Annotated in this window: 28 protein-coding genes; 16 read left to right on the forward strand and 12 right to left on the reverse strand. The window is 39.9% G+C overall.

What is annotated here, in order from left to right; all coding sequences use genetic code 11:
* Positions 1–5: 5 nt before the first annotated feature.
* Positions 6–1,190, reverse strand: coding sequence for a radical SAM/CxCxxxxC motif protein YfkAB (yfkAB, locus tag H9648_RS14910; RefSeq protein WP_191754582.1), 1,185 nt, complete (start codon positions 1,188–1,190; stop codon positions 6–8).
* A gap of 176 nt (positions 1,191–1,366) precedes the next feature.
* On the opposite strand from yfkAB, the gene H9648_RS14915 reads away from it, so the two are divergent.
* The 6 genes from H9648_RS14915 (at position 1,367) to pdaA (ending at position 6,473) form a co-directional block, all read left to right on the forward strand.
* Positions 1,367–2,893, forward strand: a complete 1,527-nt coding sequence (locus H9648_RS14915; RefSeq protein ID WP_191754583.1) for a recombinase family protein — start codon at positions 1,367–1,369, stop codon at positions 2,891–2,893.
* Positions 2,894–2,986: 93 nt separating this feature from the next.
* Entirely contained in the window at positions 2,987–3,148 is a 162-nt protein-coding gene (locus H9648_RS20890; RefSeq protein ID WP_318243540.1) for a recombinase family protein, read from the forward strand.
* Positions 3,149–3,153: 5 nt separating this feature from the next.
* The gene (locus tag H9648_RS20895) at positions 3,154–3,522 is read left to right on the forward strand and encodes a recombinase family protein (protein ID WP_318243541.1); all 369 of its coding nucleotides are present in this window, start codon (positions 3,154–3,156) and stop codon (positions 3,520–3,522) included.
* On the forward strand, positions 3,515–3,706 hold the full coding sequence (locus tag H9648_RS14925) for an SE1561 family protein (RefSeq protein ID WP_066243343.1): 192 nt from the start codon (positions 3,515–3,517) through the stop codon (positions 3,704–3,706). The genes H9648_RS20895 and H9648_RS14925 overlap by 8 nt, the downstream gene beginning before the upstream one ends.
* A gap of 108 nt (positions 3,707–3,814) precedes the next feature.
* Positions 3,815–5,362 carry a fumarate hydratase gene (locus H9648_RS14930; RefSeq protein WP_191754584.1) on the forward strand — a complete coding sequence of 516 codons (1,548 nt, stop codon included), beginning with the start codon at positions 3,815–3,817 and terminating at the stop codon, positions 5,360–5,362.
* Between the two features lie 301 nt (positions 5,363–5,663).
* The gene (pdaA, locus tag H9648_RS14935; RefSeq protein WP_404825756.1) at positions 5,664–6,473 is read left to right on the forward strand and encodes a delta-lactam-biosynthetic de-N-acetylase; all 810 of its coding nucleotides are present in this window, start codon (positions 5,664–5,666) and stop codon (positions 6,471–6,473) included.
* Positions 6,474–6,629: 156 nt separating this feature from the next.
* Here pdaA and H9648_RS14940 read toward each other — a convergent pair whose 3' ends face one another.
* On the reverse strand, positions 6,630–9,062 hold the full coding sequence (locus H9648_RS14940; RefSeq protein WP_318243538.1) for a carbohydrate binding domain-containing protein: 2,433 nt from the start codon (positions 9,060–9,062) through the stop codon (positions 6,630–6,632).
* A gap of 296 nt (positions 9,063–9,358) precedes the next feature.
* Here H9648_RS14940 and rlmD point away from each other — a divergent pair, with 296 nt between their 5' ends.
* Together rlmD and H9648_RS14950 are read left to right on the forward strand one after the other, a co-directional pair.
* A complete protein-coding gene (gene rlmD, locus H9648_RS14945; RefSeq protein ID WP_191754586.1) occupies positions 9,359–10,747 on the forward strand; it encodes a 23S rRNA (uracil(1939)-C(5))-methyltransferase RlmD in 1,389 nt (462 codons plus the stop codon).
* A gap of 22 nt (positions 10,748–10,769) precedes the next feature.
* Entirely contained in the window at positions 10,770–11,333 is a 564-nt protein-coding gene (locus H9648_RS14950; RefSeq protein ID WP_191754587.1) for a maltose acetyltransferase domain-containing protein, read from the forward strand.
* A 230-nt stretch (positions 11,334–11,563) separates the two neighbouring features.
* Here the strand turns inward: H9648_RS14950 and H9648_RS14955 are convergent, their stop codons facing one another.
* The 5 genes from H9648_RS14955 to H9648_RS14975 all read right to left on the reverse strand — a co-directional run bounded on the left by H9648_RS14955 (position 11,564) and on the right by H9648_RS14975 (position 14,953).
* Complete coding sequence (locus H9648_RS14955) at positions 11,564–11,728, reverse strand: YfhD family protein (RefSeq protein WP_137791569.1); 165 nt, start codon at positions 11,726–11,728, stop codon at positions 11,564–11,566.
* Between the two features lie 121 nt (positions 11,729–11,849).
* On the reverse strand, positions 11,850–11,987 hold the full coding sequence (locus tag H9648_RS14960) for a hypothetical protein (RefSeq protein WP_153238255.1): 138 nt from the start codon (positions 11,985–11,987) through the stop codon (positions 11,850–11,852).
* 90 nt (positions 11,988–12,077) lie between these two features.
* The gene (locus H9648_RS14965; RefSeq protein WP_191754588.1) at positions 12,078–12,644 is read right to left on the reverse strand and encodes a GNAT family N-acetyltransferase; all 567 of its coding nucleotides are present in this window, start codon (positions 12,642–12,644) and stop codon (positions 12,078–12,080) included.
* 254 nt (positions 12,645–12,898) lie between these two features.
* Entirely contained in the window at positions 12,899–14,029 is a 1,131-nt protein-coding gene (locus H9648_RS14970) for an amidohydrolase (protein ID WP_191754589.1), read from the reverse strand.
* Between the two features lie 30 nt (positions 14,030–14,059).
* Positions 14,060–14,953 (reverse strand): TIGR01777 family oxidoreductase, encoded by an 894-nt coding sequence (locus tag H9648_RS14975; protein ID WP_191754590.1) that lies wholly within the window; start codon positions 14,951–14,953, stop codon positions 14,060–14,062.
* Positions 14,954–15,057: 104 nt separating this feature from the next.
* Here H9648_RS14975 and H9648_RS14980 point away from each other — a divergent pair, with 104 nt between their 5' ends.
* Entirely contained in the window at positions 15,058–17,160 is a 2,103-nt protein-coding gene (locus H9648_RS14980; RefSeq protein ID WP_191754591.1) for a carbon starvation CstA family protein, read from the forward strand.
* Entirely contained in the window at positions 17,160–17,366 is a 207-nt protein-coding gene (locus H9648_RS14985) for a YbdD/YjiX family protein (protein WP_191754592.1), read from the forward strand. The genes H9648_RS14980 and H9648_RS14985 overlap by 1 nt, the downstream gene beginning before the upstream one ends.
* A gap of 66 nt (positions 17,367–17,432) precedes the next feature.
* Here H9648_RS14985 and H9648_RS14990 read toward each other — a convergent pair whose 3' ends face one another.
* On the reverse strand, positions 17,433–17,606 hold the full coding sequence (locus H9648_RS14990; protein ID WP_191754593.1) for a hypothetical protein: 174 nt from the start codon (positions 17,604–17,606) through the stop codon (positions 17,433–17,435).
* A gap of 179 nt (positions 17,607–17,785) precedes the next feature.
* On the opposite strand from H9648_RS14990, the gene recX reads away from it, so the two are divergent.
* Complete coding sequence (gene recX / locus H9648_RS14995; protein ID WP_191754594.1) at positions 17,786–18,601, forward strand: recombination regulator RecX; 816 nt, start codon at positions 17,786–17,788, stop codon at positions 18,599–18,601.
* Here recX and H9648_RS15000 read toward each other — a convergent pair.
* Positions 18,588–19,259: an SDR family NAD(P)-dependent oxidoreductase gene (locus tag H9648_RS15000; RefSeq protein ID WP_191754595.1), complete on the reverse strand. Its 672-nt coding sequence runs from the start codon at positions 19,257–19,259 to the stop codon at positions 18,588–18,590. The two genes, recX and H9648_RS15000, sit on opposite strands and share 14 nt — an antisense overlap.
* A gap of 67 nt (positions 19,260–19,326) precedes the next feature.
* Between H9648_RS15000 and H9648_RS15005 the strand changes: the two genes are divergently transcribed.
* Entirely contained in the window at positions 19,327–19,632 is a 306-nt protein-coding gene (locus tag H9648_RS15005; protein WP_191754596.1) for a YfhH family protein, read from the forward strand.
* A 240-nt stretch (positions 19,633–19,872) separates the two neighbouring features.
* On the opposite strand, the gene H9648_RS15010 is transcribed toward H9648_RS15005, so the two are convergent.
* Positions 19,873–20,040, reverse strand: a complete 168-nt coding sequence (locus tag H9648_RS15010) for a YpzG family protein (protein ID WP_077364736.1) — start codon at positions 20,038–20,040, stop codon at positions 19,873–19,875.
* A 39-nt stretch (positions 20,041–20,079) separates the two neighbouring features.
* A complete protein-coding gene (gene sspK / locus H9648_RS15015) occupies positions 20,080–20,235 on the reverse strand; it encodes a small, acid-soluble spore protein K (RefSeq protein WP_066242730.1) in 156 nt (51 codons plus the stop codon).
* Positions 20,236–20,335: 100 nt separating this feature from the next.
* On the opposite strand from sspK, the gene H9648_RS15020 reads away from it, so the two are divergent.
* Entirely contained in the window at positions 20,336–20,602 is a 267-nt protein-coding gene (locus tag H9648_RS15020; RefSeq protein WP_191754597.1) for a YfhJ family protein, read from the forward strand.
* Positions 20,603–20,615: 13 nt separating this feature from the next.
* Here H9648_RS15020 and H9648_RS15025 read toward each other — a convergent pair whose 3' ends face one another.
* Complete coding sequence (locus H9648_RS15025) at positions 20,616–21,617, reverse strand: metal-dependent hydrolase (RefSeq protein ID WP_191754598.1); 1,002 nt, start codon at positions 21,615–21,617, stop codon at positions 20,616–20,618.
* A gap of 38 nt (positions 21,618–21,655) precedes the next feature.
* Here H9648_RS15025 and H9648_RS15030 point away from each other — a divergent pair, with 38 nt between their 5' ends.
* Genes H9648_RS15030 through H9648_RS15040 form a run of 3 tightly spaced genes read left to right on the forward strand, consistent with a single transcriptional unit; the run spans position 21,656 to position 23,845 of the window.
* Entirely contained in the window at positions 21,656–21,970 is a 315-nt protein-coding gene (locus tag H9648_RS15030; protein WP_191754599.1) for a hypothetical protein, read from the forward strand.
* A 1-nt stretch (position 21,971) separates the two neighbouring features.
* Positions 21,972–23,093: an A/G-specific adenine glycosylase gene (gene mutY, locus H9648_RS15035; protein WP_191754600.1), complete on the forward strand. Its 1,122-nt coding sequence runs from the start codon at positions 21,972–21,974 to the stop codon at positions 23,091–23,093.
* On the forward strand, positions 23,090–23,845 hold the full coding sequence (locus H9648_RS15040; protein ID WP_191754601.1) for an SDR family NAD(P)-dependent oxidoreductase: 756 nt from the start codon (positions 23,090–23,092) through the stop codon (positions 23,843–23,845). Before mutY ends, H9648_RS15040 begins: the two co-directional genes overlap by 4 nt.
* The last annotated feature ends 154 nt before the right edge of the window (positions 23,846–23,999 follow it).

Consider the following 23,999-nt stretch of genomic DNA (forward strand, 5'->3'; position numbering starts at 1 on the left):
ACGCTTTAAAGCTTTGATGTATTATTTTTGAAATCAACTTCTTGATAGTAAGAATGTTTTACAAGTACGTTCGGTCCTAAACATTGTACAGCTGGACAATGACAGCTAAGTTCTTTTGCAAGAGCTGATTCGTTCCATGCTTCATAAGCATCCGGTAAGCTCGTGTCTTTTATATTTCCAAGTGCAGGAGCATCCCCAAAGTCTGTTACGATAATATTGCCATCAAACAGGTTGATGTTTAACCTCGATCTTCCATCAGGGTCATTACGAACTGTAACATTTTCTTCTGTTTGAAGTCTTCTGATTAAACTCAAGTCCTCTTCGTTTTCAGAGCAAGCATAAAAGGGTAGAGTCCCAAATAGCATCCACGTTTTTTTATCTCGAATATCTAGAAGGTGGTGAATACTTTCACGCATTTCTTTTAGAGAGATTGTTTCCAATGTACTCGCGAAATCGCTAGGGTACATAGATTGTAATGAATCTTGCGTAACAGAAGGGGCAGGTTTACTTACATATCCACTTTCATACATAGGGTGAATTTCATGCCTTTTACAGCCCATTTCCTCAACAACCTGCTTATGAATCTTTTCTAAGTGAGGTGCTGTTCTGCCATTTATCATGGTCTCAGCAGAAACTAAAACTCCCATATCAGACAAAGCTTTAGAGTTAGAAATCATTCTGTCAAATAATGCTTTTCTTTGTTCTCTTGTTGGCTTTCTTTCCATCATGGCAAAGCCAGTATCAATAAACTCATCCTCAGTTACCCAGTTATGGGAGATATGTAATACATCTAAATAAGGTGCAATCATCTTATATCTTTCAATATCTAATGTGAGGTTAGAGTTAATCTGAGTGTAAATGCCTCTACTTTGAGCATATTTCAATAATGGTAAGACATAATTTTCTACTGATTTTAAGGAAAGCATTGGCTCTCCTCCAGTAAGACTAAGTGTTCTCATAGTAGGTATCTCATCTAACCTTTGAAGTAACAGTTCTAATGGGAGTGCTTTGGGGTCTTTGTAAAGGAGGGTATCTCCAACAGCACAATGTCTACATCTCATGTTACAAAGAAGAGTGGTGGTAATCTCTATGCTAGATAAAGCTGTTTTACCATACTGCTTAAAATCTAAATAAGCCTCCCATGGATCATTTTTTATAGTGATTTCAGGTTTGGTCATATATTTATTCATTTAGTTAGAACTCCAATCATTTTAATACTTAACTATTATGGTCATTTTCAACAAGATATGTCAATGAAGCAAAATCAATAATATCATCCAATGTAATAAATCTTGCATCTTAATAAAGAACTGTATATACTTGGTATTAGATTAGATAATATTGGTATTTGAGAGGGGGTAAATGGATGACAAAGGCAATTAAAAAGCTTGTGGCAATTTATGTCAGGAAATCAAGACTAAAGGATGCTGATGCAATGGAAATAAGCAGACAGCTAGAGCTATTGACTGACTATGCAGAGGCTAACAATATGGATTATGAGGTATTCTCTGAGGAGGGTAGCTCTGAGGATTGGAATAGACCTGAGTATCAAAGGATGTTAATGGAGCTTAAAAGGAATATATATGATGGAGTCCTTTGCACAGATCAGGATAGAATTACTAGAGATAGGACAGACTTTGGACTATTTGTAAGGTTTATGAAAGCTGAGGGCTTAATGCTCTTTACTCTTAACAAGACCTACAACTTTATGAATGATGATGATATTTACACCTTAGGAATACAGTCAGAGATGGATAATCATTTTATGAGGATGACAAAGAGAAAATTAAGGAGAGGTAGAATACAGGCTATTAAAAAGGGAGTATTTTTTGGCATTGCTCCTTATGGGTATACCAAAGATGAAACAAAGCATCTTATACCTCATCCTGAGGAGTCTAAGATAGTAGAGGAAATTTACAATATGTATGTTAATGAGGGATTAAATCAGGCTGAGCTAGTGGAGCAGTTAAACATGAGGGGTAAGCTGACTAGAGCAGGTAAGCCTTTTACTGTTAGGGCTACATCTTTAATCTTATCCAATGTAGCTTACAGAGGTACTGTACATTATGAACTTACAGGAGAGGATGTTATTACTGTAGAGGAGGCTCATCCTGCTTTAATTGATGCTGATACATATAATAAGGCTCAGCTAATTAGAGCAGGAAAGAGAGTAGTACCTCAGAGCAGTCAGAGAGGAGTATACAGCTTGTCTAGGTTGCTTGTATGTCCTAAATGTAATCAAACATTATCCTTTTGTCAGAAATATACAAAGAGGTCGGCTAGGAATGTATTGGACAAGGCACAGAGAGAGCTATATGTCCTAAATTGTCATGCCTCTAAAGGTCAAAAAGCTAAGGCTGAGAGCAAAGGACAAGAAAGATGCTCCAATAATGGCATCAGGTCAGCTAGAGTAGAGCAGGACATCCTTAATAAACTCAGAGAGCATCTGACAGACATTGATAAGGAGATAGAGGCTGTATTATCAGGCAGTAAGGATATTATCAGTAAGGTAGCATTAAAACAGCAGGAGTTAACTCTCCAGTACAATAATCTAGAGACACAAAAAAAGAATGTACAGGATGGCTTTAAAATGGGTATCTATGAGGCTGAGGAGGCTCAGGCTGAGATTAAGTCAATTAAGGAGCAACAGTTAGCAGTACAGCAGGAGCTACAGAGCTTAGAGGGAGCAGATGCTAAGTCTGAGGTAGAAAAGCAAAAGAAAGCTAAGGAAAAGATTGAGAGGCTATTGTCAATGGACATAGAGGCTAATCCTACAAAAGCTAATAAGCTGTTACATGAGGTTATAGATAAGGTCTACTATTGGAAAGAGCAGTCTGATGTAGGTGGAGAAAAGGACTTTGTTACAGTAATTGAATACAAGGAGACATTATAAATGGGCAAAAGTAATTGGCTATATGAGGATTAGCACAGATAAGGAGTCTCAGAAGTTTGATAGACAGCAGGTGCAGTTTTAGGTTGTGACAGGATATATGCAGACAGAGTATCAGGAGCAAAGAGAGACAGACCTGCTCTTAATGGAATGCTCTCTGATCTACAGCCAGGAGATACAGTCCATATTGTAGAAAGTACAGTTGACCTCTTGGAGATTGTAGAAAAGATTAAAGCAAAGCATCAGGAGCATCTTTAAAGAGAATACATGATACATGGTTAGATACAAGCTCCTCTAATCCTCTTTCAATGTTTCTACTTACTATCATGGGAGCATTAGGGCAGATGGAAAGACAGCTCATTACTCAGAGAGTTAGAGAGGGTGTTAAGGTAGCTCAGTCTAAAGGGATTAAGCATATGCTTTGGAGCTGTACAGCATCTAAGCAAATAGCAGATATAATAATCGCTCTTAATTCGGTTTTTAACACCATCATACATCTCCTTTGCGACCATAAATGGACAGTTTCTATCTTAACCGAAGCCTCATTAAAGAAAAAGGATAATATTCTGTTGGCAAAATCGGTTGACCTTGTTAAAGTAGAAGGGATGGAAAGGAGAGATCAACATGGGTAACTCTATTCAGGATAAATCCTCTCAAAAAGAATATATTAAAAATCGTATTGACTTATTAGTTGATGTTTTAGATTCTATAGATGCTGAAACAGCAGGAATTGAAGAGATCGACCGAATCATCGGAATGCTGGATGACTTAGAAGAAAAGTGCAAACAGTTCCGTCACGATTGGGAAGAAAAATAAGCTCGAAAACCGTTTCTTTATTAAAGAAGCGGTTTTTTTTGTTATAATGAACTCATTAATAATTTTGATTACGCTTACAATAGCAAGTCACAAAGGGGTAGTGAAGAGATGGAGAAATTTCAAGAAAGCATGTACAAACTGATTGTAGAAACATCAACGAAATTGCCAAAAGACGTTCGCCGTGCCATTCTTGCAGCTAAGCTAAAAGAAAACGCTGGAACACGTGCTGCGATGTCTTTAGATACGATTACAGATAATATCTTAAAAGCAGATGAAAATGTTTCACCGATCTGTCAGGATACGGGACTTCCTACTTTTAAAATCAAAGTTCCTGTAGGAGCGAACCAGATCAAGATGAAAAAAGCGATCCGTCAAGCGATTGCGGATGCAACAAAAGATACGAAGCTTCGTCCGAACTCAGTTGATTCAATTACTGGAGACAACAGTGGGGACAACTTAGGAGACGGAACGCCTGTTATTAAGTTCGAGCAATGGGAAGAGGATTACATCGATGCTCGTCTGATTTTAAAAGGCGGCGGTTGTGAGAATAAAAACATTCAATATAGTCTTCCTGCTGAATTAGAAGGCTTAGGACGTGCGGGACGTGATTTAGACGGTATCCGTAAATGTATCATGCATTCCGTTTATCAAGCTCAAGGTCAAGGCTGCAGTGCCGGCTTTATTGGTGTTGGGATCGGTGGCGACCGTACATCAGGTTATGAGCTTGCTAAAGAGATGCTATTCCGTTCTGTAGATGACGTTAATCCAAACGAAAATCTTCGTAAACTTGAAGAGTATGTGATGGAGAACGCTAATAAGCTTGGAATCGGTACGATGGGCTTTGGCGGTGAAACGACATTACTTGGCTGTAAAGTTGGTGTGATCAATCGTATTCCAGCGAGTTTCTTTGTATCAGTAGCTTATAACTGCTGGGCTTACCGTCGTTTAGGGGTAAAATTGAACGCTGAAACGGGAGAAATTCAAGATTGGCTGTATACAGAAGGCGAAGAAGTAGACTTCACTAAAGCTGAAGAGGAAGCAGCAGCGGCTGTTGAACAGCAAGAAGAAAAGACGAGAAGCGTCACACTTGAAGCTCCTATTACCGAAGAGCAGATCCGTGAGTTAAAAGTCGGAGATGTTGTGACGATCAATGGAATGATGCATACAGGTCGAGATGCTATTCATAAACATTTAATGGACAATCCGGCTCCAATCGACCTGAACGGTCAGATCATCTATCACTGCGGTCCAGTAATGGCAAAAGACGCTGAAGGAAATTGGGTCGTTAAAGCGGCAGGACCAACAACAAGTATTCGTGAGGAACCTTACCAAGGCGACATCATGAAGAAGTTTGGAATCCGCGCGGTTATTGGTAAAGGTGGAATGGGTCGAAAAACATTAGCAGCTCTAAAAGAACACGGCGGTGTTTATCTGAACGCTATCGGCGGTGCTGCACAATATTACGCTGAGTGTATGGAAAAAGTAGAAGGTGTCGACCTGATGGAATTCGGAGTTCCAGAAGCGATGTGGCACATTCGCGTCAATGGCTTTACAGCCGTTGTAACGATGGATTCACACGGAAACAGTCTTCATGAGCATGTGGAGAAGTCATCTTTACAAAAGCTAGAGCAGTTTAAAGATCCTGTATTTAAATAAAATGAGTGTGTGAGCCACAGTTCTGATTTGGAACTGTGGTTTTTGTGTTTATTACAATAAAAATTATTAGTAAGCCCATATCATATGGGAGATACATCTCGTTTTGAGCTCGTCCAGCGGCACAAAGTGCAGGCTGGACGAGCGCCATACGAAAAATACGAGCGCCATACAAATACTTTTGCCATACTTTTAAACTTCACAACCAAAGACACTCGTTTCCTTTATATCCCTAGCATGGTTTTCTACAATTACAACAAAATAAAGGTATAGGTTGTCGCTTGAAGGAGGAAGTTTAATGAGAATCAATCGGCTCCTGTGCCTAATATTGGTTTCAATCATATTTTTTACACAAACACATGTTATTTATGCTCAAAGAGGTGTATCCAATCAAAGACTGGAATGGTACTTTGAGAAAAAAGGGGAAGAGAAGCCTCCTATTACAGATGCAAGATATATGGAGCTCGTCCATAAATACGATAGCCTTTTTATTGGAGATCCTGCCAAAAAAGATATCTATTTAACCTTTGATAACGGATACGAAAACGGTTATACCGATAATGTTTTGGATGTGTTGAAGAGAAAGAAAGTACCTGCAGCCTTTTTTGTAACCGGACAATTTATGAAGACTCACCCTCACCTAATTAAACGAATGGCTGAAGAAGGGCATATTGTTGGGAATCACTCTTATTACCATCCAGATCTTACCCAAGTGTCTGATGCACGTTTGAAGAACGAGCTTGAAAAAGTAAAGATCAGATACACAGAAATAACGGGAAAAACCGATATGAATTATATTCGGCCTCCAAGAGGAGTGTTTAGCGAAAGAACGATTATGCTCGCTAAACAAGAAGGCTATACACATGTGTTCTGGTCACTTGCCTTTTTAGATTGGGAAACCAATAAACAGCGTGGTTGGCAATATTCATACAACCAGATCATGAAGCAGATTCACCCAGGCAGTATCATGCTTTTGCATACGGTTTCTAAAGACAATGCAGATGCACTCGAACGAACAATTGAAGCTCTTCAAAAAAGAGGCTACACATTCAAAAGCTTAGACGACTTACAGCTTAAGAAATCTGTGCCAACTCCATTATTATTTAAATCTTGAAACACTTTTGCATACTTTGCGAAGGTGTTTCTTTTTTGTGCATCTTCATAATATGTGTTCCAAGCAAATCAACAAGTTCTATAAAACCTTATACAACAAACAAAACGCATAAACCTCCGCTATAGAAAGACAGAGATTTTATGCGTTCTACATGAATTATTTTAGTACATTGAGCTCTACATTATCTAAATAAATTACATGCTTGCCCAGCGGAGAATCGGTACTTTTTCCGAGAAGAAATTTCAGTGACAACGTATCTGTTTCGGTAGGTGTAATCCGAAACGAGTAAGTGGTTTTTTCATTTCCGATTTCTACTTTCTCAGCAAAATATCGCTTATATTGTGCGTTCTCTAATGTCACCTCTATGTTGCGAGCGATCTGTGAGAAGACCGAAAAATTTAATTCGTAATTCAATCCTTCAACTAACTTTAAATTGCCTTGTTCTAAAAGAACACTCCAAGGTTCATTTCCTTCAGAATCTATGCTGATCTTGGCTTCATCGTCTTCACTCACAATTTGAGCATTTGCATCGTAATGGATGTATGGGTTCCAAAAAGAAAGTCCGGAAAGAAAATCTCCATTTTTTAATGGTTTCATATCCACATCGTTGTAATCAGGAATATTGGTTAATTTTTTCAAAACAATATCATCTAAGTAAACATCAGCTGAGTTTCCACCTAAATAAAAGATTAACTGGCTATTGTAGTCTGACGTTTCCCCATCATACGTAAATTTCACCTCGTACGTATCACTTCTTCTGTTTAGGTTTACTTTTGAAGGTGCAACATACGATTTATTGCCGCTCTCATCTAACATACCAACGTAAATGGATCGATTCTTATCGGCTTTGCCTTTGAAAGTTAAAAGGTACTCGTTTCCTTTTATCAACTGTATTCCTTTTTGAACAAGGTATTTATCTGTTTTCTTAGAAGGATGTCTCTTTAAATAAGCATGAAATTCACGAGCTTTCTCGTTAACAACCGCTCTATCTTTTTTATGATTTGAAACAAACTCCCAATACGTCAATCGATCCATATCACCTTGATCAAATGTGCCATTGTATATGTGGTTACCATCTGGAAGTGGGGGCTTTGTGGCGGACTCATCAATAGGCTCATTTGATACTTCTTCTACACGCACGTTACCGATCCAAACAGGAATGCTTCCGGTACTACCTAGATTAAACTCTAAGCGAGCGGCAAGATCCGTTTCTGCTAGCATATCAAACGTGAATGAATGGGTTTCGAGCGTATCGCCTAATTTAATCGTCTCTTCATTCGAGTATTTGCCCCAGCCACGCTCTGCACCACCGCCTACTTTAACTGACATTTGTCGATCAGAGGCTGCCTTTGCATCAAAGCTGACTTTGTAACGTCCGCTTTTACCAAGAGAAATAAGTTGGATCGCTTGTACAGAATGAGAAAATGATCCGGGAACGTGTGGAGTGATCTTGGCAAAATTCTTGTTATCGATTATTTCCCTCTCAGCTGAAGCCTCACCACCAAAGTCTGGAAGAGTGACAAGATTCCAGTAGGATGGATCGAACGGCTTTTCATTTTGATCGATAAGTGTAAATGGTCTTTCGAAGTTTCCGTCGTAAACGAGATTCCCGTCTTCAAGAGGTTGTTTAGCTTCTTCAGGCAGTTCAACAGGCTTTGGAGTAGGCTCTACAGGATCTCGATAATCTCGATTTTTTAATTCATACACACGAACATAGTCAATCTCCATCTGTCGAGGAAACGTAGTCGTTTCATCGGGATCTCCATCAAACCATCCGCCAACAGCAAGGTTCATTATTAAGTAAAAGTTTTGATCAAAAGGTGCTGGATAAGAAAACTTTATCGGATTATTTTGTCCTTTTGCATACCACTCATTTTGCGTTTGATACAGTTCACCGTCTACATACCATCTGATTTCACCGGGTTCCCATTCAATAGCATATGTGTGCCAAGCATTGATTCCATCGTTAAAAGGAAATTCAAATTCTTTGCCCGTATAGCGATTGTTTGGCCATGTCTCACCATAATGGAGCGTGCCAGCTACTTTATGTGGTTTACTTCCCCAAGCTTCCATGATATCAATTTCACCTGATGCAGCCCATCCGCCATATCGATCCTTTTCGGGCAACATCCAAACTGCTGGCCACAACCCTTTACCTGTAGGGGATTTAGCACGAACCTCATAGCGCCCATACGTTTGACTGAATAATCCCTTCGTTTTTAATTTAGCAGACGTATATTCATAAGTACCTGAGTCATCAGTCGTACTCTCTTTTTTAGCACGGATAATCAATTTACCATCTTTGATAAATGAGTTTTCATCTGAGTTCGTATAATACTGTTTTTCATTGTTTCCCCAGCCAGGTGTAATTAGATTGCCGTCGTCATCTTTTATCCAGTTGCCGATATCATATGTCCATTTTTTCGGATCAATTTTAGGCTTGTTGAATTCATCGGACCAGGTGAGGGACCATTTCGTTTTTTCTTTATTTTTTTGCACTTCTTTACTCCCATCATCTCCTGTTGAGGCGATTACCCCGCTTGGCATAATTAATAAAGCAGAGACTGCAAAAGCACAGATTTTCTTCACTGAACATCTTCCTCCTTTGTTATTAACATTGAAACGAAAGCGGTTTCGAAAACGATTAAAAAAATAGAGCTATCTTTACGAAAGCGCTTTCGTTATTGCTATTATAGAGATTTTGAAAAATCCACACAATCTGACTTTAGTATGGTTTTTACTATCACTAAAAGATTTAGTTAATTGAAGTGAAGGGGCAAGAAAGCTTAAATATTTCGTAAGCTGAAATTGAAGTTGGTAGAACAAGCGAGTTTCGTCTACAATAAGGAAAGCCACTTTTAGCTAAGAAACGAGTGAATAATATTATGAAAAATACTAAACAAAATAATCCTATTATGAAGATTGGCGAGACAATCCCTCTATCCATTAAACGATTAGGCATCAATGGAGAAGGGATCGGATTTCATCAACGACAAGTAGTCTTTGTTCCTGGAGGGATTCCAGGCGAAGAAATGTCGGTTATTATTACAAAAGTCTATCCAAACCGAGCAGAAGCAAAGATAAAAAAAGTATTTAAAAAGTCCAAAGATAGAGTAACACCACCTTGTCCGATCTATGAGACATGTGGCGGATGTCAGATTCAGCATATGTCTTATGCAGCTCAACTAAGAGAAAAACGAGATATCGTTGTGCAGGCTTTTGAGCGATACACAAAGATTCATAGAGATAAATTGAATGTGAGACAAACAATTGGAATGGACGAGCCTTGGGCATATCGAAATAAGTCTCAATTTCAAGTTGGAAAGATCGACGATACTGTAATCGCAGGACTTTATAGCTCCAACTCACATAAGTTGATCAACATTGATCACTGTCTCGTACAGCATGAGGATACGAATATTGTCACGAATAAAGTAAAACAGATTATTAGAGATCTGAATCTACCTATATATGACGAAAGAAAACAAACGGGCAGCATACGTACCATTGTAGTTAGAACAGCCTTCCGTACGGATGAAATTCAGTTAGTCATCGTAACTGCAACGAATGAGCTGCCGAAAAAAGAAATTTTTGTGGAAGAGATTAAGAAAAGACTGCCTCAAGTCACTTCATTTATTCAAAACATAAACGAAGAGAAAACGTCGCTTGTATTCGGTGAACAGACGGAGGGTATTTTCGGAAAAGATACGATAACTGAACATCTTGGAGATCTTCGTTTTGAGCTATCAGCACGTGCATTTTTCCAGTTGAATCCTGAGCAGACTGTAAACTTATATAACGAAGTAAAAAGACAGGCCAATCTGACTGGTAAGGAAAAGGTTGTTGATGCTTATTGTGGTTCGGGTACGATAAGCATGTGGCTTGCGAATGGTGCAGAAGAAGTAAGAGGGATGGATGTCATTAAAGAATCCATCATGGATGCAAGAAAAAATGCTGAGAAACACCAAATTAAAAATGCTTATTATGAGACAGGAAAAGCTGAAAAACTTCTCCCAAAATGGGTAAGAGAAGGCTGGCAACCTGATGTAGTAGTTGTAGATCCACCGAGAACGGGATGTGATCCTGTTTTCTTAGAAACGATAATAAAAACAAAACCTAAAAAAATGGTGTACGTATCTTGTAACCCTTCAACATTAGCAAAAGATGTCCACATGTTAATAAGTAATGGTTATAAGGTAGAACAGATTACTCCTGTGGATATGTTTCCGCAAACATCACAAGTGGAAGCTGTTTGTACGTTAGTATTAAAATAGATCGTGAAAGGATCGATGCTGCATGAAAACGGAAAAAGAAAAAATGATCGATGGAGAAATGTATCGTGCGGATGATCAGCAGCTTGTTAACGAGCGAATTCAAGCAAGAAAGCTGACACGAGAGTACAACACCACAACGGAAGAGGAATGGGATAAACGGAATACCTTGATCAAACAATTATTCGGTTCAACTGGTCAGAATGTTGGAATAGAGCCGAATTTTAGATGTGATTATGGCTACAACATTCATGTAGGGGAAAACTTTTATGCAAACTTTGACTGTATTATTCTAGATGTATGTGAGGTGCGTATTGGTGATAATTGCATGTTAGCACCAGGCGTTCATATCTATACAGCTACTCATCCGTTAGATCCTGTAGAAAGAAATTCTGGTGCTGAGTATGGAAAGCCCATCGAGATCGGAAATAATGTGTGGCTTGGTGGAGGATCCATTATTAATCCAGGTGTAAAAATTGGGGATAATGCGGTAGTCGCTTCAGGGGCGGTAGTGACTAAAGACGTTCCTGCAAATGTAGTAGTTGGAGGAAATCCAGCTAAAATAATAAAAACGATCGAAATGAAATAATATATTTAAAGCTTGAAAAATTCAGAAATATACACACTATCCACATGCTTTTCCACAGAAAATGTGCATAACTAAAAAGTTTTGCACAAAATTGCACACAATAAGATGTAGTAAAATTGTATCTATCAACATATTAACATAACTGTGGATAACTTTATCCACAAGATAATGAAAGCATACAGATTTCTATATTAAAAAAAGACCTGCTATCCCAGCAGGTCTTTTTGCACTTAGCGACGGCTATTTTTCTGACGTCGGTCAGCGGCTTGCGCACGTGCTTGTGCTTCAAGATCGTTTTGATCTGCCAATTCACTTGAGTACTCGACATCAAGTCCTTTGGCTTGAGAAGCTTTAGCATTGTTGTGCAGTGAGGACTTTCGGTTACGTTTTTCCACACAAATACCTCCTTAAAGATATCACGATGTTTTGAAACGTAAATCAAAAGCATTTGAGGAACTTGTCCTCAACTATAGAATGTGCATTTTTTAGGTAAATATGAGAGGAAGAATCATCCTTTTAGGAATTATCTTCGTTTGTCATTTCTTGTGTCTCTGCTGTTGATTCTGCAGACTTTAATTCCTCTTTATAAAGAATCTCTTGAGTTTTAGTTAGATCGTCGTTTCTTTCTTTTGCTTGTTGTTTTTTACTCTCCATGCCATTACCTCCTTACAAAAAAATAAACATCACTCCAAATGGAAGTGATGTTTATTAGTATGCGCAGAGTAAGTGTACAAGTTACCTGTATTAAGCTTCCTTTAACTGTTCTTCCACAATTTCCAGAGACTGTGTTTGTGTACGAAGCATGTGCATGAGATAGTTATCTTTTTCAATCTGATAAAGGTTATAGATATCCTGACCATGGTTTAACTGATCATAAACATCTTTTCTCGTTTCGTTGGCTAACGTCACATAAGGAATTTTTTCAGCTGCTTTTTGTGAACGAATATTTACTTTGCGAATACGCATAAAGATTGTGTGGATATCTTTCTCATAAAATAATTCAGAAAAGAAAGCTTCTTTTGCTAAAGAATTGTACCCTTTTCCAAAGTAAGGTTGACCAATCCACGTGCCAAGAAAGCCATAGCCATCTTGAACATCGAATAAATTAATGGTGCCGATTGGATTATGCCACTCATCCAAAATCGTTCTGGAAATAATGTTTCCTTGGTCTTCTTCCTCGATCGTTTGCTTCGTTAGAAATAGAAATTCCTCAAATGAAGCAGCTTTTTGACGCACAAAAGGGAAGACGTCTGGGTGCACCATTAAATTGTAAAGAACATGACTGTCTGATAAATCACGCTTTTTCAACAATTTAATCCCTCCTAGAGGGCAGAAGTATCCCCCACCCTCGAATTAAGAATAAAAATTAATTCGGGGTGGGAATCGAACCCACTAGGACCAGTCATAGCTGGTGGCGCACCAATTGCCTTCCCTTGCTTCAGTATTTAATTTATGAAAATAATGTTGTATTTGATTATTGAGCGACCTTTAAAATGTTCCGGATTGGCTTAATCCGCATGTTGCTCTATTTGTATAATAAGACATTTTTTCAAAAAAGAAAATAGTTATTTTGTAGATTTTTTGTAAATTATTTCTCCGTCGATCATGGTCATGACAGGGGTAGCAGAAAAGTGGAACGGATGCTCAGTCCAAAGGGATAAATCGGCATCTTTTCCAGGCTCAATACTGCCTACTCGATCATCAATTCCTAGGTTCTTAGCAGGAGCAATAGTGATGCCTTCAAGCGCCTTTTTTTCACTCAATCCTTCTCTAACGGCAATTGCCGCGCAAACGTTTAAATATTGAATCGGGATGTAAGGGTGATCGGTCGTAATTGAAACCTCAACATTATTTTCCGATAGTATGCGATACGTTTCCCACGATTTGTTCTTCAGTTCAATCTTGGACTTGCGCGTTAGTGTAGGACCAACACTGACTTTTAAATTTAAATCTTTGAATGAGTCCGCAATGAGATGCCCTTCTGTACAATGTTCAATACGAAAGTCTAAGTTGAATTCCTCAGCAAAACGTATAGCAGAAAGAATATCATCGGCACGGTGAGCATGAATGCGAACAGGAATCTCGCGGTTTAAGGCCGCTGCGATCGGTGCAACACGCAAATTATCTTGGTAAGCTGAATCTTTTGCTTGATAAAAAGCTTCACGCAGCATACCCATAATGCCCATCCGAGTGATGGAATCATTATGACGTCCGCTATGAATTCGCTTTGGATTTTCACCTAATGCGATTTTAAGACCAGCCGTTTCCTTAATGATCATTTTTCTAATATCGTGTCCATGCGTTTTAATGACAGAGGTCGTTCCACCAATAACATTTGCACTTCCAGGCATGATGTGTGCAGTCGTTACTCCAAAACGTACTGCATCCTTAAAGGCGATGTCTAATGGATGACAGCCATCGATCGCACGAATATGAGGGGTAAGTACTTCGTGAGTCTCATTAGCATCATTTCCAGCCCATCCTGTTCCTTCGTCATATAAGCCTAGATGAGTGTGAACATCAATGAATCCAGGAAGAAGATGCAGATTTTCAGCTTGGATGATCTCCATATCAGCCGAAACTTCTATATGCGTTTCGACAGCTACGATTTTGCCGTTTTCAACTAGTACGTCGCCTTGCTGAAGTTCGCTGCTCGTAATTGGATAAACTTTCGCTTTTTGAATTAATGTTTTCATAATGTGTCACCTGATTGATTATTTTTATTATCATTGTAACAAATCATGTAAAGCCCCCTTTAATTGTGGATAGGAGAACGTATAGCCTATGTTTTGCGCTTTTTCTGGAAGTACCCGCTGTCCCTTTAGAATCAACATACTCATTTCTCCAAACATGATCTTAAAAGCTATCGAAGGAGCTGGAAGCCAATGAGGTCGGTGCATAACTTCACCTGTTACTTGACCAAATTCTTTCATCCTAACAGGGTGTGGAGAGGTTACATTTACAGGACCTGAATACTGATCATCCTCTATAGCTTCTGTGATGAGTTTTGCTACGTCTTCCACATGCACCCAAGAAACCCACTGATCACCTGATCCCACCGTACCACCTGCAAAAAAGCGATAGGGCAGGCTGAGCTGCGGGAGCACCCCTCCGTCTTTACCTAGTACAAGCCCGAATCGTGTGAAAACCGTTCTGATACCGAGAGATTCTGCTTCTGATGCTTTCGTTTCCCATGCTCTAACAACTTCAGCTAAAAAATCTGCGCCATGTTTGGAAGACCTTTCAGTGAACACTTCTGTTTCAGAAGTTCCATAATATCCAATTGCAGAAGCGTTTACCCATACGGATGGCTTTTTTGGCATCTTCTTAACAAGCTTAAATAATTCTTCTGTAACTTTTAAACGGCTGTTTAAGATCGACTGTTTCTTTTCATCTGTCCATCTGCCATTTATGGATTCTCCAGCAAGGTTAACAACAGCATCGATCGGAGGCAGGTCAGGTTCAGTGCTTCCCATCCATTGCACATATGTAACGCCTTTTTCATCTGACTGTTTATCTTTTCTTGTCAGAATAAAGACTTCATTTCCAAGCGCTGTAAGGTGTTTGGTCAGAAATCCTCCTACAAAGCCAGTGCCCCCGGTGACTAAGATTCTTTTCATGATAATCCACCTCTTTCCATTTTATTTATTTAAAAATTAAGAATATTTGTTATAATTCATCTTGTACATATTATATTACCACTATTGAGGAGGAAAGAAGGCTTATGGAGCTCCAAAGAAATGTGCAAGCAAAAAAGAAGAATCCCTTTTTGAAAGCGCTGTTATGGATAGGTATTGCTTTAGCCGGGGGGATCGCCTTATCCATCATCGCGCTCCAAAGAGACGAGAAGATCAATGCAATCTGGTTTGTAGTTGCTTCCTTGTGTACGTATGCTATTGCTTATCGCTTTTATGCACGATTTATTGCTACAAAAATCTTCAGCCTTAATAAGAACAATGCAACACCTGCAGAAAGATATGCAGATGGTAAGGATTATGTACCGACAAACAAATGGGTTCTTTATGGACACCATTTTGCAGCGATCGCTGGTGCTGGTCCACTTGTAGGTCCAACATTAGCAGCACAGATGGGATATCTGCCTGGTACCATCTGGATTATTGTCGGAGCCGTTCTTGCCGGTGCTGTACAAGATTTTGTTATTTTAATTATTTCCATGAGACGCAGAGGTAAATCTATCGGTCAGATTGCTAAAGAAGAAATAGGACCAGTTGGTGGAATGCTAGCGCTTATCGGTGTTTTTGCTATTATGGTTATTTTAATTGCCGTTCTTGCACTAGTGGTTGTTAACGCACTTAAATCAAGCCCATGGGGTACATATACGATTGCCATGACCATTCCAATCGCTCTTTTCATGGGTGTATATATGCGCTATCTTCGCCCCGGGCGAGTAGGGGAAGCATCGATTATTGGTTTTGGATTGTTGATTTTTGCTTTAGTCAGCGGCCAGTGGGTTGCCGACTCTCCAACACTTGCACCTCTTTTTACATTTGACGGTGAGACTTTAGCTTGGATGCTGATTGTTTATGGCTTCCTTGCATCCGTTCTACCTGTTTGGATGCTTCTTGCACCAAGAGACTATTTAAGTACGTTCCTAAAAGTAGGGGTAATCGGAATGATGGCACTCGGTATTCTTATCGTAATGCCTGAGATTCAGATGCCTGCACTTACTAAATTTATTGATGGAACAGGGCCTGTATTCGCAGGTAACCTTTTTCCGTTCTTGTTCATTACGATTGCTTGTGGAGCCATCTCTGGTTTCCATGCTTTGATCTCATCAGGAACATCGCCTAAATTAATCGCGAACGAGCAGCATGCTCCTATGATCGGTTACGCTGGTATGTTAACAGAATCATTTGTTGCGATCATGGCGATGGTAGCGGCAACGCTTTTAACGCCTGGGATTTATTTTGCGATCAACTCACCAGGTGCTGCGATCGGAACAGATGTCGCGACCGCTGCTACAACGATATCCTCCTGGGGGTTCACTGTATCAGCAGACGAGATTAATGAACTAGCTAAAAATGTAGACGAAGAATCGATTCTTTCTCGAACAGGTGGTGCTCCGTCACTAGCTGTAGGGATCGCACAAATTTTCTCACAAGTTATCGGTGGGCCACAGTTGATGGCATTCTGGTACCATTTTGCGATACTATTTGAAGCTGTATTCATATTGACCACCATTGACGCTGGTACACGGGTAGGTAGGTTTATGCTTCAAGATCTTCTTGGGCAAATTTATAAACCATTACGAAAAACAGATTCTATGCCGGCTGTATATTTCACGAGTGCGTTAGTCGTTGCAGGCTGGGGTTATTTCTTAGTTGTTGGTGTAACGGATCCGTTAGGCGGCATCAATACACTTTGGCCATTGTTCGGTATCGTAAACCAAATGTTAGCGGCTATTGCTCTTATCGTGGCAACTACAGTAATTTTGAAGATGGGTAAGAAAAAGTTTGTATGGGTGACGTTAGTTCCCCTTGCTTGGTTGATGATCGTAACGTTCTATGCGGCTTGGCAAAAGATTTTCTCTGATATCCCAAAAATCGGTTTCTTAAAACAAGCTGAGGTCATGAAAGAGGCTATAGCGAGCGGCAACTTGCCAGCAACTGTACCTTCCATGGAAGCTGCTAAACAGCTTGTCTTCAATAGTACGTTAAACGCTTATTTAACCGCGATCTTTATGTTACTCATTTTAGGCGTGCTGATTGATGCGATGCGAATCTGGTACAAAGCGATTAAGAGTGAAAAACCATTAGAAACGTCTGAAGAACCATTTGTGCAAACAAAACTTGGTGATGTATCGTGATGCTGAACATATTGTGGGAAAAATTAAAGAGCCTTTTAAAAATTGTATTTTATATTGGAAAAGGCATATCAAACCTCCCGGATTATGAAGCTTATGTTAAACATCTGAAAGAAAAGCATCCGGATCAAACACCACCGACTGAGAAAGAGTTTTTTGTAGAATTGCTTGAAAATAAGTACGGTGCAAATGCTAAAAGGTGTTGTTAAGTTCTTCTAAGTGCAGGTTGCACTTTTATTCAAAAAGCATCTTCTCCAATGGGGAAGGTGCTTTTGTTATGTTGAGTGGATAAGCAACCGCTGGTGTGAAATCAAATTTTTACGGTATGTGTTTTTATATTCTATTACGCGTTCGCCGCTAAAAAGAGGTTGATCACCTGTGATGTACTGATTTCCACCTGGAAATACTGCGTCACCTCGGTAAATACGCTTTCTCCACCCGAAAATCATTTCATACCACCTGTGCCAAGTGACATCCGGTTCATCCAACAAGCACCGCTCGTTGTTAGCATTTTTCATTAACAATCAGATACAGTAACGAGGTAGATGCTTAACAAAGTTATCAAGCCCTACTAACAGCACGAAATCCATAAGATATGGTACACTAATTGGTGAAAGAAGGTGGGTAGATGGCTGTTATAACAAGGATTTCTGCTCAGCAAAAAAACGACGAACGATTTAATATTTTTATCCAAAAAGGGCCAAAAGAAGAATTTGCATTTAGCGTTGACGCAGATGTTTTAATAAAGTTTTCACTTCAAAAAGGTATGGAGATCGATGAAGAAGAATGGGAATCCATCATTGAAGAAGATCAATATCGAAAAGCATTTAATAAAGCTCTTCACTATCTATCTTTTCGAATGCGAACCGCTCATGAGATCGAGGTATATCTAGTAAAGAAGGAAGTTCCTGAATCCACGATCAAACGAGTTCTGGAAAAGCTTTCGGAATATGATTTTGTGAATGACCAAACCTTCGCAAAGTCACTCGTTAGAAGCCGTATGAACACATCGTTCAAAGGGCCAGGAATGATTCGGCAGGAACTTAAGAAGAAAGGAATCAGTAATCGTAACACGGAAGAGGCTCTCGATCAGTTCAGTTATGAAGAGCAACTAGAAGCGAGCATTACATTTATACAAAAACAATTTTCAAGCGGAAAGAAACGTTCTGAGAAAGAACAGAAGCAAAGGATTGCTCAGCAGCTTCAGCAAAAAGGCTATTCATGGGAAGTGATTGAAATGGCATTTCAAGAAGCAAAGATCAGTCAATCTGCCGAAGATGAAAAAGAAGCCTTGCTGGCGCATGCTCGCAAAGCTCATCAAAAATATAAAAAGTATAGTGGTTTTGAATACGAGTCACGCATGAAGAAATTTCTATACAGCAAAGGCTTCGATTCTGGAGTGATTTCAGAACTGCTTAGCGGTGATGAACTTAACGATCTATAAAGATCTCAGGTCTGTTGTCGTCTTGTTCAACGATTAGGGCAGCAACCTGCTCTGGAGACTTCAATCGAGAGCGGTCTGCAATATGATTGGATTCATCCCAGAAAGGGGTATCCATTCCGCCCATATAAACCGCTGTTGGATAGATGCCAGAGCCATCCCATTCCTTTACGAGGCTCTCTGTAAATCCTCTAACGGCAAACTTAGAAGCGCAATAAACGGATTCATTCACCTTTCCGCGTAAGCCGGCTGTTGAAATGATGTTCATAACCTTGCCAACGCCTTGCTGTTTAAAAAGCTGGAAAGCAACCTTAGTTGGAAAAATAGTGCCATAAACATTCGTTTCAAGCATTCCTGTGATATCTGTTTTTGATAAGTCTTCAAGAGGTTCGAAAACGCCCATACCTGCATTATTGATCAACAAGTGAACATTCTCACTTTGAAAGATGGATTGCAGCATAGATTCGGTTTTTTCGTAATCGGTAACATCACAAACTTTATACGATACTTTGTTTTCGCTGTGAGCGAATGATTGAACAGCTTGCTCTAATTTTTGCTCATTACGGCCAATGAGATATACGTTGTACTTTTTATTATATTCGCGGGCTAGTGCGAGTCCTAAGCCTGAACCGCCGCCCGTAATAATGACAGTCTTACTCAAAGTTATCACTCCTATGTAGTTAGTTCTTAAGCATATATAGGGTACAGAAAAGAAAGGAAGTAATCAAATGGAAAAAAGATTCAGCGAGATGACAGAAGTTGAAATTAAAGGCGAAATTGCTTCCCTTCGAGCAAAAGCACAAAAAGCGGAACAAATGGGCATGGTAAGTGAGTTCGCCGTTTATGAACGCAAGATTGCAATGGGGAAATGCTATCTGATGGACCCGTCAACGATCGAAAGCGGGAAAGAGTATGGAATTCAAGGAGATCCGGGTTCGACTTTTTCTGTGCTGTACCTAAATGGTATTTTTGCCTGGGGTTACAAAAATAAACAAAGTGCACTCGAAGCTCTGCCGATTTCTGTGCTTGAATAATTTTGAAGGCTCTTTTCTTTGTGTTTTGTTCAAAGCTTCTTTGCAGTTGATTGGAGTGGAAGGTGCGAGACTCCTGTGGGACAGGCGGGCAGGTGAGACACTTAAGAGTAAAACGTTCGAATGTGGCTCACCGCCTGCCCCACGGAAAGCGAGCATCTGTAACGGAGATCAACCACTTAAAGTCTTTTTGAACAAAAAACAAAATAAAGAAGCGGTACAGGACCGCTCCTTTATTCGTCACTATGAACGCTTACGTGTTTGAATTTCAAGCACATAGTTATTTAATGCTTGCTGGGTCTCCCCGTTCACTTGATTGTACGCATGCTTCGAATTGGCACGCGGTGAGTGAAAGGGGTCAGAATATTTACCGTTAAATCGCGTTGATGAGAAGTAGTCTTTCTTGTTCAACTGATTCACCCCCCAGAATGAAATTCATAACCGCAAGAGTTACTGATCATCTCGGTGTTGATTGGATAAAAACATTCGTTCCTGCGGATGGTCACGAATGGATCCATCTGGCCGTTTAGAAGAGAATTCTTCTTTTGATCTCGGCTCACCTGAGAAGGAGATCCGATTAGGGAAGTTTTTCGATTTATTACGCATGTGATTACCTCCTTGTTATCGGTTCTCAACTAGTATGAAACGTGAGAGAACCCTTTATGTGACGGGGGTTTCTTTAAAAATTGGATAAGGAGGGAGAATAATGGAAGAGCGTTTTGACAGATTGGCGAATCTACTGCAAAAAAAGAACCTAGCCCTTACAAATCATGAAGCTAGGGAATGGGTGGAAGGATTATGGGAAGATTTTGAGTCTACTCGAGCGAAAGCGGGATGGGAATATGAGGGGCAAGAGGTTACCGAGAAGATGGTTACCCAGCTGATTACTTCCTATGGACATAAGCTTCACGAGTATTTTTCAAACAATCCTAAATTTCAGCGATTCGTAAAAAAAGACGGGCCTATTCAATAAGCCCGTCTTCTTCCTATTCATTATTGTTGATAAGATCAAGTGGAGAGAATTCCATCTTCTTTTTCAGGCGGTCTTCAGAATACACCCAGCCTGTAAAGGAAGTAATGATGTTCAAGTTCTCATCTAACTGTACCATCGCGACAAAAGGGTAGTGTCCTTTACTTCTATACCTAAGATCAATAAATTGAACGAGGTGGCCGTGATCGTTCTTTTCGACTTCCCATCGGTGTACTGGGGAGAACGAAAGAAAAGCAGATATATTTTTGTCCTTTTTCGCAGCTTCAATCAATTTTGTTTTTGGAACTGAAAGACGATCGAAAGTATCCCAAACCGTTACTTTTCCATTTTTTAAACCGGCTACGAAGAATTCGTGCTTTGATTTTATCGCTAGATGGTACTGTCCCCAACGAATGGTCGGGCTGGCATAGATTTCTTCCGCTTCTGGAATCTTTTTCAGCACGATCTTGTTCACTCGCTGTCTGGATATGATTCGAATGATGTAATAAACAACGAGTATGCTGTACACCGTTAGAAACGTGTATCCGGGATCAACACCTATATACCAGAGCAGCAAGCCTCCGATATGCAAGAAAAAAATAAAGGGATCAAAGATACTGATGACACCAAGCGCGATCCATTTCTTTGAAACCGGGTATAGTGCTTGTGTGCCGTAAGCATTAAAGATATCAACGAATACATGAAGGAAAACGGCAATCGCTGTCCATAATAAAAGCTTTCCGTTATCGGCTTCTGGAACAAATAGAGAGATGATACCGAATAAAAGCAGCGGCCATATAACAAGTGCCGGCAATGAATGTGTGAGTCCTCTGTGATTGCGGATGTATACCGCATTATTTTTTAGTTTGAGTACTGTGTCAAAGTCGGGTGCTTGGGAACCAATCAGAGTCCCAGCTAGAATAGCTTGGGAGGTTACTGGATCATTTGCAATTGCAGGGTCCAGCATCGCTAAACCACCTAACCCGAGCCCCATCACAATATGTGTGCCTGTATCCAAGGCGATCACCTCCTATGTAGGAATGGAGTGAAAAGAATATGTTAACGGTTTTTATGGAGTATAAAGTAAGTCCGGATTCCATTCAATATTATGAGTCTCAAATGGTTTCTGTGATGCAAGAACTTAAAGCTTTTGGAGCTTCTGATATTCAATGGTATAGGGCGGCAGATCAGCCTTCCCTATATGTTGAATGTTTCCAAGTTAATGATCAAGAATCATATGATACGATAAAAAAAAATCGAACTACACTTCAGCATCCTGTTTTTTCATTACTTAATGAATGTGTAACAGGAGGACTTGAAAAAGTCCATTGCTGGGCGTTTGAAAAGCTAAACACAAAGGAAGATCTGTAAATTGAACTCAACAAGTAATAGTATATTTTCCCTCAATGATTCATATGTGAAACAATTTCAAGACCATTTGTTAACTTGGTATAACGAGAACAAACGAACATTGCCTTGGAGAGAAAATCAAGATCCTTACCGTGTCTGGGTCTCTGAGATTATGCTTCAACAAACAAGAGTAGATACGGTCATTCCTTATTTCGAACGATTTACTCAACTGTTCCCAACGCTGAAGGACCTCGCTTACGCGGATGAAGAAAAAGTCTTAAAAGCATGGGAGGGTCTAGGTTATTATTCCCGAGTTCGAAACTTACAAACCGCAGTAAAAGAAGTATGCGAATCTTATGGAGGAAAAGTACCGAATACGCCAAAAGAGATCGCTGGATTAAAGGGAGTTGGCCCTTATACAGCAGGAGCAGTCCTTAGTATTGCGTATGGTATTCCAGAGCCAGCCGTTGATGGTAATGTTATGCGTGTTTTATCCAGAATCCTATTGATCGAAGAAGATATCAGTAAACCAAAAACGCGTGTGCTTTTTGAAAAAGCAGTAAGGGAACTGATTTCACATGACGATCCATCTTCTTTTAATCAAGCATTAATGGAACTAGGTGCACTAATATGCACGCCGAGATCACCAGCTTGCTTATTATGTCCGATGCGAGAATTATGCAGAGGGTTTGAGAGTGGAAGACAAGCCGAACTTCCTGTAAAGTTAGGAAAAACAAAAGTTCGCAAAGCGAAGATGACTGCAGGTGTTTTGTTAAATCATGATGGGAAAATTCTCATTCACAAAAGACCATCTGAAGGTTTGCTTGCTAACATGTGGGAATTTCCGAACACCGAGTATGTTGGGGAGCACAAAGATGCAGAGACTGACGCATTGGTTGGATATGTACAAGAACAGACGAATTTTGGAGCGGTTGTAGAGGAAAAAGCAGGATATATTGAGCATGTGTTTTCTCACTTAAAATGGGAAATCCAAATATGGCAAGGGAAAATTGAAAGTGAAGTTGATTTGGAACAGATGCCAGCTGATTGGAAATGGGTCCGTATAGATGAACTTGAAAATTATCCATTTCCTGTCTCGCATCAAAAAATCATTCGGCTCATAAAGGAGGCGTTAATCGTATGAATTTAGATCTTGAAGATAAAGTTGTGCTTGTTACTGGTGGATCTAAAGGAATCGGCCAAGGTATCGCCCATGCCTTTTTAGAAGAAGGTGCAAAAGTGGGAATCGTCGGTCGTAACTTGGCTGATCTGGAAGCTGCTCAAAAAGAAGGGATCGAAATTTTTCAGGGTGATGTAACGATTGCTGAGGATCGTGAACGAGTGATGGATGAGTTCGTTACGAAGTTTGGAACAATTAATGTCTTGGTTAACAATGCAGGTGGGAGCAATGGTTCTTCGGTTATGGAGACAAGCATCGAGCAGTTTGAAGAAGCCATGTATTTGAACTTTCTTTCAGCTGTTGATTTGAGTAAGAGAGCGGCAGCGATAATGAGCGGGAAATCAGACGGTGGAGCTATTATTAATATTTCGTCTATTTTTGGCCGGGAATCTGGTGGTAAGCCTACTTACAATGCGAGTAAGGCAGCGATGATTTCCTTCACAAAATCATTTGGTGACGAGATAATCAAAAAGGGGATACGAGTAAACGGCGTTGCCCCAGGATCAATCTTGCATGAAACAGGAAATTGGAAAAAAAGATTGGAACAAGATCCAGACAAAATCAATTCGTTTGTGGAAGAACATATTTCCGCCGGACGTTTTGGGACAGTAGAAGAAGTAGCCAATGTAGTTGTCTTTTTGGCATCTAAAAAGGCATCTTGGGTCGTCGGGAGCACTTTGAACGTGGATGGCGGCCAGTCTTACAGTAATTTTTAATGGATATGAAGGAAAACAAGCCCCTGCAGAGTGCAGGGGCTTGTTTTTTTTGTGCTCGTCCAGCGGCTGTAAGCACGCTGGACGAGCGCCATACGAAAAATACGAGCGCCATACGAAAAATACGAGCGCCATACGAAAAATACGAGCGCCATAC

Source organism: Fictibacillus norfolkensis, from assembly GCF_014836645.1.
GTDB lineage: Bacteria > Bacillota > Bacilli > Bacillales > Fictibacillaceae > Fictibacillus > Fictibacillus norfolkensis.

Excerpts from the sequence above, each read along its gene's own strand:
- yfkAB (WP_191754582.1), bottom strand. The coding sequence starts at position 1,190 with ATGAATAAATATATGACCAAACCTGAAATCACTATAAAAAATGATCCA.
- H9648_RS14915 (WP_191754583.1), top strand. The coding sequence starts at position 1,367 with ATGACAAAGGCAATTAAAAAGCTTGTGGCAATTTATGTCAGGAAATCA.
- H9648_RS14925 (WP_066243343.1), top strand. The coding sequence starts at position 3,515 with ATGGGTAACTCTATTCAGGATAAATCCTCTCAAAAAGAATATATTAAA.
- H9648_RS14930 (WP_191754584.1), top strand. The coding sequence starts at position 3,815 with ATGGAGAAATTTCAAGAAAGCATGTACAAACTGATTGTAGAAACATCA.
- rlmD (WP_191754586.1), top strand. The coding sequence starts at position 9,359 with ATGAAAAATACTAAACAAAATAATCCTATTATGAAGATTGGCGAGACA.
- H9648_RS14950 (WP_191754587.1), top strand. The coding sequence starts at position 10,770 with ATGAAAACGGAAAAAGAAAAAATGATCGATGGAGAAATGTATCGTGCG.
- H9648_RS14960 (WP_153238255.1), bottom strand. The coding sequence starts at position 11,987 with ATGGAGAGTAAAAAACAACAAGCAAAAGAAAGAAACGACGATCTAACT.
- H9648_RS14970 (WP_191754589.1), bottom strand. The coding sequence starts at position 14,029 with ATGAAAACATTAATTCAAAAAGCGAAAGTTTATCCAATTACGAGCAGC.
- H9648_RS14975 (WP_191754590.1), bottom strand. The coding sequence starts at position 14,953 with ATGAAAAGAATCTTAGTCACCGGGGGCACTGGCTTTGTAGGAGGATTT.
- H9648_RS14980 (WP_191754591.1), top strand. The coding sequence starts at position 15,058 with ATGGAGCTCCAAAGAAATGTGCAAGCAAAAAAGAAGAATCCCTTTTTG.
- H9648_RS14985 (WP_191754592.1), top strand. The coding sequence starts at position 17,160 with ATGCTGAACATATTGTGGGAAAAATTAAAGAGCCTTTTAAAAATTGTA.
- H9648_RS14990 (WP_191754593.1), bottom strand. The coding sequence starts at position 17,606 with ATGATTTTCGGGTGGAGAAAGCGTATTTACCGAGGTGACGCAGTATTT.
- recX (WP_191754594.1), top strand. The coding sequence starts at position 17,786 with ATGGCTGTTATAACAAGGATTTCTGCTCAGCAAAAAAACGACGAACGA.
- H9648_RS15005 (WP_191754596.1), top strand. The coding sequence starts at position 19,327 with ATGGAAAAAAGATTCAGCGAGATGACAGAAGTTGAAATTAAAGGCGAA.
- sspK (WP_066242730.1), bottom strand. The coding sequence starts at position 20,235 with ATGCGTAATAAATCGAAAAACTTCCCTAATCGGATCTCCTTCTCAGGT.
- H9648_RS15020 (WP_191754597.1), top strand. The coding sequence starts at position 20,336 with ATGGAAGAGCGTTTTGACAGATTGGCGAATCTACTGCAAAAAAAGAAC.
- H9648_RS15030 (WP_191754599.1), top strand. The coding sequence starts at position 21,656 with ATGTTAACGGTTTTTATGGAGTATAAAGTAAGTCCGGATTCCATTCAA.
- H9648_RS15040 (WP_191754601.1), top strand. The coding sequence starts at position 23,090 with ATGAATTTAGATCTTGAAGATAAAGTTGTGCTTGTTACTGGTGGATCT.